This window comes from Saliniramus fredricksonii (genome assembly GCF_900094735.1).
Lineage (GTDB): Bacteria > Pseudomonadota > Alphaproteobacteria > Rhizobiales > Beijerinckiaceae > Saliniramus > Saliniramus fredricksonii.
Window position 1 is genome coordinate 327,427 of sequence record NZ_FMBM01000001.1, and the last position, 12,087, is coordinate 339,513.

At 56.1% G+C, this 12,087-nt stretch carries 10 protein-coding genes; 3 read left to right on the top strand and 7 right to left on the bottom strand.

Going from position 1 to position 12,087, the window contains the following annotated elements; genetic code table 11:
* Window positions 1-171: 171 nt before the first annotated feature.
* From GA0071312_RS01520 to GA0071312_RS01540, 6 genes are all read right to left on the bottom strand, one after another.
* Window positions 172-786, bottom strand: a complete 615-nt coding sequence (locus GA0071312_RS01520; RefSeq protein WP_074443337.1) for a hypothetical protein — start codon at window positions 784-786, stop codon at window positions 172-174.
* A gap of 46 nt (window positions 787-832) precedes the next feature.
* Window positions 833-1,156, bottom strand: a complete 324-nt coding sequence (locus tag GA0071312_RS19495) for a hypothetical protein (protein WP_131817675.1) — start codon at window positions 1,154-1,156, stop codon at window positions 833-835.
* Window positions 1,157-1,329: 173 nt separating this feature from the next.
* Window positions 1,330-4,461: a type I restriction endonuclease subunit R gene (locus GA0071312_RS01525; protein ID WP_074443338.1), complete on the bottom strand. Its 3,132-nt coding sequence runs from the start codon at window positions 4,459-4,461 to the stop codon at window positions 1,330-1,332.
* Window positions 4,461-5,612 (bottom strand): DUF4268 domain-containing protein, encoded by a 1,152-nt coding sequence (locus tag GA0071312_RS01530; protein ID WP_074443339.1) that lies wholly within the window; start codon window positions 5,610-5,612, stop codon window positions 4,461-4,463. The genes GA0071312_RS01525 and GA0071312_RS01530 overlap by 1 nt, the downstream gene beginning before the upstream one ends.
* Entirely contained in the window at window positions 5,612-6,889 is a 1,278-nt protein-coding gene (locus GA0071312_RS01535) for a restriction endonuclease subunit S (protein WP_074443340.1), read from the bottom strand. Before GA0071312_RS01535 ends, GA0071312_RS01530 begins: the two co-directional genes overlap by 1 nt.
* Window positions 6,886-8,412 carry a type I restriction-modification system subunit M gene (locus tag GA0071312_RS01540; RefSeq protein WP_074443341.1) on the bottom strand — a complete coding sequence of 509 codons (1,527 nt, stop codon included), beginning with the start codon at window positions 8,410-8,412 and terminating at the stop codon, window positions 6,886-6,888. The genes GA0071312_RS01535 and GA0071312_RS01540 overlap by 4 nt, the downstream gene beginning before the upstream one ends.
* A 701-nt stretch (window positions 8,413-9,113) precedes the next feature.
* Here GA0071312_RS01540 and GA0071312_RS19500 point away from each other — a divergent pair.
* The 3 genes from GA0071312_RS19500 (at window position 9,114) to GA0071312_RS01555 (ending at window position 11,001) form a co-directional block, all read left to right on the top strand.
* Complete coding sequence (locus tag GA0071312_RS19500; protein ID WP_131817676.1) at window positions 9,114-9,500, top strand: hypothetical protein; 387 nt, start codon at window positions 9,114-9,116, stop codon at window positions 9,498-9,500.
* 107 nt (window positions 9,501-9,607) lie between these two features.
* Window positions 9,608-10,456, top strand: coding sequence for a GIY-YIG nuclease family protein (locus GA0071312_RS01550; protein ID WP_074443343.1), 849 nt, complete (start codon window positions 9,608-9,610; stop codon window positions 10,454-10,456).
* A 2-nt stretch (window positions 10,457-10,458) separates the two neighbouring features.
* A complete protein-coding gene (locus GA0071312_RS01555; RefSeq protein ID WP_131817677.1) occupies window positions 10,459-11,001 on the top strand; it encodes a hypothetical protein in 543 nt (180 codons plus the stop codon).
* Here the strand turns inward: GA0071312_RS01555 and GA0071312_RS19075 are convergent.
* A protein-coding gene (locus GA0071312_RS19075; RefSeq protein ID WP_420819944.1) for an IS630 family transposase occupies window positions 10,989-12,049 on the bottom strand; the annotation gives its coding sequence in 2 pieces (ribosomal slippage) (window positions 10,989-11,560 and window positions 11,560-12,049; 1,062 coding nt in all). The genes GA0071312_RS01555 and GA0071312_RS19075 overlap by 13 nt on opposite strands.
* Window positions 12,050-12,087 lie beyond the last annotated feature (38 nt).

Here is a 12,087-nt window from a genome sequence, read left to right on the forward strand (position 1 = left end):
ATCGTGCTTTTGCTTCTCTCATACTGGCGATGATCAACGGCTCAAATGCCATATGCATAGCTCAAACCAGCAAAAACACCTACGAAATACCCTCGATAACTCCATTCTGATCACGTCCGGCGGCATCGGGAAGGCGATTTCCCGAACGGACCCTGGTCGCTGGAACCACTTTCATTGGCACTCGACAATGCCCCGCCAAAGATCATCGTGGCGACCAGAATGGTTTTCCATCCCTGGCTTGGTCAGGCAGCCCCTTGGCTTGACGTAGCTGTCGATCCGACGCTTCGGAGATTCGTGCCAGTTGATGTTGAAAGCCCAGTATCGCGGGAAAAAGTATAGGCTTGAATAGGGCAGATGGTCATGAATCCACCAGGCCAGTTTCTGCCAATCCCCCTCCTGTTGGAAACGATCCCAGAAACGAGGCAAGACGATGCACGCGGTAGCACCCATTTGGCCGCCTGCATCTCGTCGATCCCAGATATGGCCTGCTGCGTTGGCCTCGTTCGATGAGCAATTATATCCTTTAGCGTTGCCGAGACCATTTACTTCAGGCGAACGATAAGCAGATCGGATTGCAATTCGGCCAAATCTATCCTGAAGAGGTTCCAACAGGTCCTCGCAGAGCCTCATACCCACCGCAATCGCAAGATCGGGATCATCAGGGACGTTTGATAATCCGTGGATCGCGGCAATATCCGAAAAGAGAAAATCCCGCATGAAAAAACTTGAGGAAAGCCGTACGCGGCCAAGCTCTGTCAATTGATCAACTGATCCGGGTTTTCTCATTCGCTCGTCGCCCTCTCGCAGTCATCCCCGAAAATGAAGAGCTTTTTCAACGGTTTTGATCAGTTCGAACCATCACATTGACACTACGCCATCCAGCCGAGCGGTCAATATCGATAGATCGACCTCGACGGGCGATCGCCACCGAACCATATCCGGTGGGTAGAGCGGATGCATTATTGCGTTTGAGCGTGAGGGCGCCCCTTCTGCCCAGCGAAGAGTCGAGTAATTGAAACGAAAAACAACCTATGGTAAATAATTTCTGACGGGATAACGATGTAAGAAGATTAAATCTAACAGGTACTTTACTTAAAAGCAGGTCGCCAATCGCAATCTGAGCCTTATCGCACAAGCGTTTGAGTTCCTCACCCATGCGATGTTCATGTTTTGTTATAACACTCTTATAGTCTACGTTCTAGAGCCTGATCCTGTAACCTGTCAAAATAGCATTTATGCGGCTGAACCAACACGGATAACGGAAAATCGGCTCATCCGAGACGGCACACGTCACGCAAAACCCAGAGTAATCGGCAGGCCGGAAGGTGTTCATGCAATTTCCCTGGCGAGGACCTCGGCTTGCTGCACGACTTTTTTGATCGCCTCAGATTGAAGATCTGGTGGAAAGCCGTGCTTTCTCAAGATGCGTCGGATGCTGACACGCATCTTTTTGCGCACATCATCGCGTCGCCACCAATCCACCCGGGCGTTCTCGCGCACGGTCATGACCAGTTCCGTGGCGATGATGCGCAGCTCTTCGTTACCCATCAACTCCACGGCACTCTCGTTTGAAGCCAACGCATCGTAGAACGCGACCTCTTCTGGGGACAGCCCGTCTTCCGGCTGTTCTTGCAGCTCTTTCGCGATGGCGATGAGCTCCTGGATCACCTGCAACGCATCGACACTGCGATTGTGATATCTCGCCAGGGCCTCTTCGAGACGTTTCGAGAATGCTTCCTTCTTGGTCGTGTTCGTTTTTGTCCGTGTGCGGATCTCGCCATTCAGCAGCTTCTTCAGAGCTTCCACGGCAAGGTTCTTGTGGGGGGTGTTTTTCAGCCCCATCAGGAATTCGTCACTCAAGACGCCTATATCGGGGCGATCGATCCCGGCTGCTTCGAGGATATCAATGATCTCGGTCGAGGCGACAGAGCGGTTCAGAAGCTGGGATATTGCAAGTTCGACCTCATCGATGCTGCGTCCACCACGAACACCGGCATCCATTTTTCGGATTGCGGCCTGTATGGCCGTGAAGAAGCCGACCTCGTCCTTGGCCTCCTCAGCTTCTGGAGAACCTGAAGCGATGCGAAAGGCTTTCACCAGGCCGGCAACAGCCGTCATGAACCGCTTCTTCGATTCCGTGCGATCTTTGGGGACCTCGCCGTCCACCTTGAGGTTCAGCACATGCTCGATTGCGACTGGCAGCATCCTGATGCGATCCTGCGGCGTGCCGCGTACCGCTGCCATGTAATCGATGCCGTGGAACAGGCCCCGCATGATATCGAGCTGTGTCAGGAACGCATGAACGGCTTCTCCTTGATCGATCCCTGTCTGCTTGCGATCGGCATTCGAATAATGATTCAGGGCAGCCTTCAGATCAGCGGCGAGCCCGATGTAATCGACGACGAGCCCCGAGGGCTTGGCGCCAAAGACCCGGTTGATCCGCGTGATAGCCTGCATCAGCCCATGACCCTTCATGGGCTTGTCGACATAGAGTGTGTGCATGCACGGAGCGTCGAAACCCGTGAGCCACATGTCGCGGACGATGACCAGCTTGAACGGATCTGCAGAATCCCGATAGCGGGTTCGCAGCGTCTCCAGACGGGCTTTCGATCTGATATGAGGCTGGAACTCTGATGGGTCCTGGGCAGCCCCGGTCATCACGACTTTCACCTGACCTTCGCCATCCTCGTCAGCATGCCAATCTGGACGGGCGGCAACGATCCGTTTGTACACCTCGACGCAGATCCGCCGTGACATGCAGACGATCATTGCTTTCCCGCCATCCATGGCCTCAAGGCGTGCGTCGAAATGCCTGAGAATATCCTCGACCACCTTGTCGATACGGGTTTCAGAACCGACCAGAGCTTCAACACGTGACCATTTCCGGGTCATCGCATTGCGGGTCTCATCGTCGATCTCAAGCCCCTGGTCTTCGGCGTCTTCGAGAATCTCGTCGTACTCGGCGTCGAGGAATTCTCCAGCTTCCTCGCCGAGCTCGATCCTGGCCACCCGGCCCTCGTAATAGATCGGGACCGTGGCTCCATCTTCCACGGCCTGAGCGATATCGTAGATGTCGATATAATCGCCGAAAACCGCCTGCGTGTCGGCGCCGACGAGCGAGATTGGCGTGCCGGTAAATCCAACGTGGATCGCTGATGGCAAGGCCTGACGAAGATAATGCGCAAAACCGTAACGGGTCTCACCCGTCTTCGCGTCCACCTTAGCCTCAAACCCGTACTGCGTCCGGTGCGCTTCGTCGGCGAAGACAATGACGTTCGATCGGTCTGTCAGCTGACCAAACTCTGTTTCTCCCTTGGCCGGACGAAATTTCTGCATCGTTGCAAAGATTACGCCGCCAACCTGTCGCCGACCGAGCTTTTGACGCAGATCCGAAATGTCCTCCGCCTGTTCGGGTGTTTCACCGAACAACTCTTCACATCGCGAAAATGTAGCGTAGAGCTGATTGTCCAGATCATTCCGGTCCGTGATGACGACGATGGTTGGGTTTTCAAGCTCGGGATGGCGCATCAACCGGCCTGCGAGAAACGCCATCAGAAGAGATTTTCCCGAACCCTGCGTGTGCCACATCACACCGCCGCGTCCATCGAGCTGCCTGGCTCGCAGAACGGAACCGACCGCCTTTCGGACGGCATGGAACTGATGATAGCCGGCAATCTTCTTGATCGGCCCTTTTCCTTCATCCTCAAACACCATGCAGAACTGCATGAGCTCAAGGATCGTGGCCGGCGTCAGGAGACCGTGGATCAGGGTCTGGAGAGCGAGATCAGTCCCGTCTTCAACCCGGTTCTCACCATCCACCGTCCGCCAACGCATGAACCGGTCGAAATTCGCCGAAATCGAGCCGTAGCGAGCGGTTACCCCCTCGGAAATTACATTGAAGGCGTTCGTCCGAAACAACGCCGGAATATGAGCCTTGTAGGTCTCGATCTGATTATAGGCACCTTTCAATGTGCCGGTCTCGGTCCCTTTGAGCTCAACCACGATGGTCGGCAATCCATTGAGGAAGATCACGATGTCGGGGCGTCGTGCCGTCTGTCCGGCAACCTCGAACTGGTTCACGACCAGCCAATCATTTTGGCCATCATCCCAATCGACGAGACGGGCAATCGCGTTGCGTTCTTGGCCATTCTCAAACCATGTCACCGCAACCCCACCCACGAAGAGGGCGTGAAGACGGCGGTTTTCGGAGATCAGGTCGCCTGCAAACTCCGTGTCGCGGACCCGGTTCAGTACCGTCTGGACCGCTTCGGGCGGAAGAGAAGGATTCAGGCGTCGAATCGCGGCGTCGAGCCGAGGCAACAAAATGGTGTCGTGATAGCTTTGCCGGGCCGGATTGTCGGTTTCAGGGGATAATTCGGAACCGTGAGAATAGGTGAATCCCAGCCCCTGTAGTTCAGCGAGGGCCCATTGTTCGAGGTCGTCTTCCGTTGCGAATGCCATCAGGACGCCTCCTCATGCTGCTCGGTTTCGCTCACCCGCAAGGATCGGTTGAGGCGTGCAAGCGGCTCCCGCATGGCGGTCTCCAGTTTGCGGATATGCGTGGAGAGCCAGTCGATCATGGCGGGCCAGTTTTCGCGGTCGAACCCGTCGAAAGGCTTGGCGTAGACGATTCGGCTCGCCTTTTTGTCATCCATCCGCCGCCAATCGAAACTGTCCCCGAAAGCCGCCTCGATCCGGTCCTTCTCCATATAAAGCTGGTCAAAAAGCCATTTGTTCTCGGAGGTCTCCATACGCTGGAGATTCAACTCGACCCGTGCCTCGTCGCGGGAAAAGACCATTTGATAGGGGCAGGATCCGACGCCTGAACCCGCACTCAGCCAATGATCGCGTGTCGGATTGATGTTGCGAAAAAGCACAACCCCGTCAGCCCGCAACTGATCGAGGGCCTGCGTCCAAAACTCCGCCCGGATATTCTGGAGCTTCTTCTGCGCGTTCTGCGTGACCTTCTCGTCCGTCCCCTTCGATGTCATCCCGATCATGTAGTCGGCGGCCTCGGGTGTCGGGATGATCTGCTGAACATCGATGAACAGCTCTTCACCGAAGCTGTACGGGACGACCTTGAAGCACTGGGCCCGAATGCCCCGGCTCAGGAGCCAGAGTACGGTCGCCGTCACCTCGCGGCGAAAATTCGCCGCGATGAAAATCATTCGCTGATCATTGCCCGGGTTGAGGACCGTTTCTTCGAGTTCCTCCGCCCCCATAAACTCGCAGATCCGCTCGACAGCATTGCCGCCCCCTTCGTGACGATCGAGATACTGCTGGTAGATATCGACGATCTGGGTTTTCGTCAGGCTGGAAACATAGGCGGTGTATTTCAACGCCTGCCAGGTCACATCCCTGCCGGAATCGTCGAGCTTGTTCTCGATGACGACGAGATTCCCATCCTTGTCGATGGCAAGAAGGTCAAGACGCTCCCGGGTATCGGTGAAACCGTCAAATTCTTTCTGGATGATGAGCAATTCCTCGCCCAAGGCATCGGGCTGGTTGGCAAGCCATTCCTGCAGATGGTCCCGCTCGCGTAGGTTCAGGTCGGAAAACCGTTTCTGAACGAGACGGGAGAGGCGGTTTTGGGAACGGTCAACTCGAAACATCAGGCCACCTCCTCGATCTGCTCCTTCGCCTCGCCGACACGAAGTTCGCCGGACATCAGCTTGGGAAGGAGGGTATCGCGGAGGATGGTGAGAGTTTGATTCTCAGACCTGAGCCCCTGAGATCTCTTGAGCCAAGGGTCTGTTTGGCTATTGAACGCATGAATAAGTGGGAGTTCTGGAGCCGGAAAACTGAGAGCTTCTGCAGCATCGGCAGGAAGGAAAAGGACAGTCGTTCCTGTTGCAAAACCTTCCGCACGCTCCCGAAATTCAGGCTGCAACAGTTGGAAGAAGATAAACCTTGTCCATATTCGGCTCTCATTCGAGGTTGGGCGTCCCGCAAAAACATGATGGCTGTATAGAAACGCTTCATTGGGTTTGCCCTCAACAATATGTGGACTCCCAAGGATCAAGCGATTTTGCGTCATGTCTGTGTTGGCGAAGACTAGATCGCCTGGCTGAACCCAGTTCCTCTCTTTTGTCTCTCCTGAATAATTTTTGATCTTGGTTGGATCGAATCGTCCGCCACCTATGAAACAGCCAAGGTTGATCATTGGGGACCCTGACTCAGTCAAAAATTTTCCCTTATATGAGAGGCCACGCTGGAACTTGAAGAAATCACCCAAACTGCGTAGCACCCACCCTTCCGGAAGCCCATTATCCCCGAAACGGTTCGGGAAGAGAGCAGCAGTTTCCTCATCCATGAATGCCGGCATCTGGCCATCAGCTTTGGCCTTCACGGGATCAAAATCGACGAACCAGGACCGGTAGAGCGCCCGGGCCATCTCTTCCAGCGTCGCCGCCATTCGACGGTTCAGTTCGATCTTGTCGTCGAGGGCGCCGAGGATGGCGTTGATAGTCAGTCGCTCCTCCAAAGGTGGGATCGCCACTTTGATTTCAGATAGGGTTCGCTTATTCAGTTTTGGTTGCGCAGCACCTGTGATGTATGGAGACAAATCTGTTCTATTCAGAGACCATGAAAGATAACGAAGGATTCCTGGTTCGCGTTCGTCCAGAATATGAGCATGGTTGTTTACCCAGTATTTCCCGCTCGCGATAAAGGCTATGGGAGAGTTCCGGGAACGCAGGTTTTCCCCGTCTTCGGAGATTAGCAGGTACTCCCCGTCAAAAATGTAATCATCAACCCAATCGACAATCCCTGATGCACCATAGTACGGGTATGGTCCTTGTCGCTTTGCGCGATCAGCTGCTTTCACGGGTTTGCGACGTGCATTCAAGAATATGGCGACGTCATCTATCTTTCTGAGGGGCCAGCTCATACCAGTCCCCCCAGTTTCAGCTCAATCTCAACCTCCAGCCGGCGCCCTTCTGCGAATTGCTCCCTGAGCTCTGCCATCAACCGATCGAATTTCTCCGGAAAGGGCTCGTCGTCCTCCTCTGCCGCCCCGGCTCCGACATAACGTCCCGGGGTCAGAACGAAATTGTGCTTCTCAATCTCATCGGTTCCCGCAGCCTTGCAGAACCCCGGCTCATCCGCATACGCGTCCTCTCCGTGCTCGCCTCTCCAGGCGTGATAGGCATCCGCAATCTTTGCGATCTCGTCCTCTGACAGTTGCTTCTGCTTTCGGCTCCCCGGGATCAGAGCTCCCATCTTGCGGGCATCGATGAAGAGGACTTCATGCCGGCGATCACGCAGGGTTCGTCCCAGGACCTGACCGTTCGATTTATCCTTCGCGAGGATCCAGAGGCAGGCAGGGATCTGGGTGCCGAAGAAGAGCTGCCCAGGGAGAGCGACGATCGCATCAACTGCATCCTGCTGAACCATCGCCTTGCGGATGTCGCCCTCGCCGGATTGCATCGAGGACATGGATCCGTTTGCCATCACCACACCAGCAATTCCATTTGCTGACAGATGATGATGGACATGGGAGATCCACGCAAAATTCGCATTGCCGACCGGTGGCGTTCCGAACCGCCAGCGTTGATCTTCACGCAGTTGATCACCATCCCAATCAGAAATGTTGAACGGCGGATTTGCCAGGATGAAATCAAACCGCTCATCCGGAAAGGCGTTGCGTTTGAGCGTACCTTCCTGGTTCCAGCGGATATCGCCGAGAATCCCACGGATCGCGAGGTTCATCCGGGCGAGACGGAATGTGGTGTGATTTCGCTCTTGACCATAGACGGCAATATCGCCGATCCGCCCTTGATGGGCTTTGATGAATTTCTCGGACTGAACGAAGAACCCGCCCGTCCCGCAGCATGGGTCGTAGACGCGGCCCGATGTCGGCTCCAGCATCTCGACCAGGATCGAGACGACGGTTTTGGGAGTGTAGAACTCGCCCCCACGCTTCCCCTCAGACGATGCAAACTCTCCGATGAAATACTCGTAGATGCGGCCAATCAAATCGAAATCCGCACTGGTGCCATGGAGCTGCAGGTTGGTGAACATCTCGATCAGACCGGTGACAATTGATCGATCGAGATTGGCCCGGCCGAAAACCTTCGGCAGAGCGTCCTGCAGAGGCAGGTTCGCACGCTCGATCTCACGCATCGCGTCATCGACCTGGACACCTATATCGTGAGCTTTGGCATTCGCAGCGAGACGATCCCACCGAGCCCCTTCGGGCACCCAGAATACACTCTCGGCTTGGTATTCCTCCGGATCTTCCAGATCAATCAGCTCATCCTCGGCGAACTCCGCTCGCTTCGCCTCGAAGGCGGCGGAGACATAGCGAAGGAACAGAAGACCGAGGGCGACATGCTTGTACTCTCCGGGATCCATTGCCCCACGCATCTTGTCGGCAGCTTTGAAGAGGGTTTTTTCGATTGCTTCTGTCATTCTTCTAGATCCGCTTCAGCGTGCAAAACGCTTATGGGTTGAATTCTCTGTTCGGCCAGAGCCCACGATAGCCATGATGAAAGCCGGTGAGAAGTTCGCAGATCGCTGCGACCGTTGATTTCCAACAAGATTCGGCAGACTCGACTGGGCTGCGATGTACGGACCCGGGAGAGGGCGTGATGGGGCGGGCCCGATGGAACACTTGGCGATGTTTCGTGTGGGCTTGTCCCGAATGCGCTGCTCAAATCGTCGACCTACAGACACCCGTCACGAAGCAAATTGCCGACACCTCATTGAATTGAACGCTCACGGAAAAGTTCTGCTGGCCTTCCGGATCGAGCACAAAGCGCTTCCCAACGTCGCTTCCGCAGAGAGCCTATTTTTGCCCTCGTCCAATGAAAGACATGCTTAAACCATTGAAATCACGATATATTTTTGAGAATATTGAAGTCGCCAATCCTCCATATGCCGCTGATGTCCCGGCTTCAAATATCCGTGCTTGAAGCATTTTCTTTTGCGCACATGGAGGCTTCGTAAAGTATTCCAATCGTACGCGATCGACTTCATATTAACCATAAATGTATTCGCTGGAGTTTTGTTATTGCAATTTCTCGGAAGATAGGCTACATCTACTCATGTTACGGTTCGCAATCGTGCGGACCGGACATGGCGGTGGCCTGAGCTTTTGTAAGCGGTCGCCGATGCTGGCGGGAACCGGCATCGACGACCTGGCCATCTCAACCTGGCTAGAGGTTAAAATGGTTACGCATAGCGATAGCATGCCCGGCGCGGCATGCAACACCGACACGTATGTCGGTTTTTCTCCTGCCCAAAAATCCTGTTCGACGCCCGATCCGTTTCGGGGCATGTGTCGTGATTTCGATGGCGTGATGCTTGATCGGGTCATCCGCGTCTTTGCCGCGATCGATGAGCACGGCGGATCACGCGAGCTCGGCGATCTCATCGCGGTAATCAATGATGTGAGAAGCCCGATGCGCATCATCATGACGATGAGCAAATTCGGCCTGATTCGCTTTGACGGCGGCAAGCCGTTTGACGCGAATCTGCTGGTTCATCGCGTCGTCTGAGCACTTCCCCAACGCTTCAACTCCTTGAACGCTCTTACCGCGTCGTCGGATCGCGGCGTGCCTTTGCGCATGCCGGTTCCTGATCGCGTCAATAACAGGATCGAGACATGAAATACAGCAAATCCAAGATCTCAGATGAGATCGCTCTCTCATATACGAGAAGCCTGGACGGACAGCTCGTAGCTTTCGAGCTGAACGACACTTTCGACTTCGTTACCTTCTCCAATGCGACGCCGATCTCAGCACAGCCTGGGATCTATATCATCACTAACCCCGCTGGCAAAAACTATGTCGGGCATGGCGGTGTTCTTCGGCAACGCATTGCTCAGCATAGCTTCGGCGTGATGCAGCCATTGCGGATCGTCGCGATTGTCGGTCAAGCGAAGCCGCTCGATCGAGAGGAAGCTGCTGCGCTCGAACGCATTGTCGCTCAATCCCTTTGGCCGTCGAGCGATCTTCCCGACCGGAATCAACATTACCCGAATGGTGCCCGTGTCGACGACGATCAATACGCAACTCTGCAAGCCGGCTGGGCATCTCTTTGTGTTGCCTTCCGCAACACGCTTCCCGCTCTCGCGAGGCCGTGGGTGGGGCCCGAGTACGCGCAGATTCCTGTCCCGGGAGACGGTGATTTGCTGATTGGTGGCCGACGAACCGCACAGCGGCGCGGTTTGAAGGCTTCGATCGTAACGATCAATGGGGGCTATGTGATCGAGAAAGGGAGTGTCGTCAGAGCCGAGCCGCACGATCAAAAGCGGCGGCTATTTTGGGCGACACGCAGCGAAGGTCGCTATGCCGGGATCCTCGTGCCGGACGACGCCGGATTGAAGCTCACACGTGGCGTTTATTTCAAGACGATCGCGGCGTGCTCGCGGTTTGTGTTCGACACAACGGAAACTGCGATTTGGCAATCGCCTGACGATTTCGGCGACTGGCCGACACAAAAGGGGGCATGATCATGACACATGAGAATCGAGACGTGACCCGCGCCTCGGCTTCTGATCACGATCATCCGGCTGTGCCGGATGATCACCCGACAGACAACGCATCCACCGGCTCGGAATCTGAGACCGCCGAGGATGTCCTGGCGCTTGCCAATCAGCACTTCTCGCGTGGTCGTGATGCTGATTATGACGACGACAACGATGATGATGACGCGCATGTGGCTGAAGATGCGGAGGAGGAAGCTGCGGCAAAGCCGCCAAAAACATCGCGACGTGTTATCGCGAACTGGGTCATCGCGAAGCGTTTGCACGATGTACTCAAACCGATTCGGGAAAAGAGACCATTCTGTCTCCTCATCGAAGTGCCAGAAGCTTCGTGGTCCGAGCCGATTGCCGACGCGATCGGCGACCTGACGGGTCAGCTGAGCTTGTTTCGCAGCATGCGAGATCGAATCGTGACAGTCGACGATGTGCCGCGTCGTAGTTCGAACGAAAGGCTTCGCGAGAAGTGCCTCCACCCGCTTGTTATACCAACCCGCAATGATCAGAACCGATGAGCCCAGTCTCGCAGCCCGATGGCCATGATGCGCCATGGCTGGTCGATGATGGCGTTCCAGGCCTGGCAGCACAGGTCGAGGAGTTGGTCATAGGAGGCGAAGACTCGGTTGGAGAGGAGATTGTCGCGCATGAACTGCCAGAGGTTTTCGACCGGATTCAACTCGGGCGATTTTGGCGGCAGCGGCAGGAGGGTGATGTTTTGCGGGATCTCGAGGCCTTTGGCCATGTGCCATCCGGCCTGATCGAGAATGAGGATGGCGTGTTTGCCCGGGGCGACTGCGGCGGCGATCTCCACGAGATGAAGGTTCATGGCTTTTGTGTCGCAGCGCGGCAGGACGAGAGCCGCCCCTTTTCCCTCCTGCGGGCAGATCGCCCCGAAGATGTAGGTCGAGGCGGTGCGCTGATCGTGCGGCGCCGAGGGGCGGGTTCCGCGCTTGGCCCAGCGTCGGGTGATCTTGTTCTTCTGGCCGATGCGGGCCTCGTCGGCGAACCAGACCTCTATGTCATCGGGCGCGAGGCTCTGGTGGGCGGCGATTTCGTCCAGGCGGGCGGGGAAACTTTTTTAAAATCCTCGATGGTATGCGTGTCCTGCGCATGATGGCGCGGCCTCGCCGAGAGCTTGCGATAGCCCATCTTGCGCAGGGCCCGGCTCACCGTGTCCTCGCTCGCTGCGATGCGGAACTCCTCGTAGAGCCATTGCGCGAGATCGACGATCCGCCAGCGCACCACGCCATGGACGGACGGGATCGGTCCTTCGTCCACCCGCCGTGCCAGGGCCGCCAGATGATCGGGGCCGAGCAGAGGAGCCTTGCCCGGCGCCTTGCGGTCGACGAGCCCCTCCGGTCCCTCTCGGTTGAACCGCTCAACCCAGTCGCGGACGATCTGCGCCGTCACGCCGCCGAGCCGGGCCGCCTCCGCCCGGCTCGATCCCTCATAGATAGCCGCGATAGACAGAAGCCGGCGCGTTTGCGCCCCATCCTTCGAGCGCCGCGCCGCCGCACGGCAGCGTTCCGCGTCAAAATCATCCCGCAAGGGCAAAGCAGCCATGGCGAACTCCTCCGTTCGCCACCTTGAATCTGATTTGC

Coding starts and splice junctions, on each gene's coding strand:
- GA0071312_RS01520 (WP_074443337.1), bottom strand. CDS start 786: ATGAGAAAACCCGGATCAGTTGATCAATTGACAGAGCTTGGCCGCGTA.
- GA0071312_RS19495 (WP_131817675.1), bottom strand. CDS start 1,156: ATGGGTGAGGAACTCAAACGCTTGTGCGATAAGGCTCAGATTGCGATT.
- GA0071312_RS01525 (WP_074443338.1), bottom strand. CDS start 4,461: ATGGCATTCGCAACGGAAGACGACCTCGAACAATGGGCCCTCGCTGAA.
- GA0071312_RS01530 (WP_074443339.1), bottom strand. CDS start 5,612: ATGTTTCGAGTTGACCGTTCCCAAAACCGCCTCTCCCGTCTCGTTCAG.
- GA0071312_RS01535 (WP_074443340.1), bottom strand. CDS start 6,889: ATGAGCTGGCCCCTCAGAAAGATAGATGACGTCGCCATATTCTTGAAT.
- GA0071312_RS01540 (WP_074443341.1), bottom strand. CDS start 8,412: ATGACAGAAGCAATCGAAAAAACCCTCTTCAAAGCTGCCGACAAGATG.
- GA0071312_RS19500 (WP_131817676.1), top strand. CDS start 9,114: ATGCTGGCGGGAACCGGCATCGACGACCTGGCCATCTCAACCTGGCTA.
- GA0071312_RS01550 (WP_074443343.1), top strand. CDS start 9,608: ATGAAATACAGCAAATCCAAGATCTCAGATGAGATCGCTCTCTCATAT.
- GA0071312_RS01555 (WP_131817677.1), top strand. CDS start 10,459: ATGACACATGAGAATCGAGACGTGACCCGCGCCTCGGCTTCTGATCAC.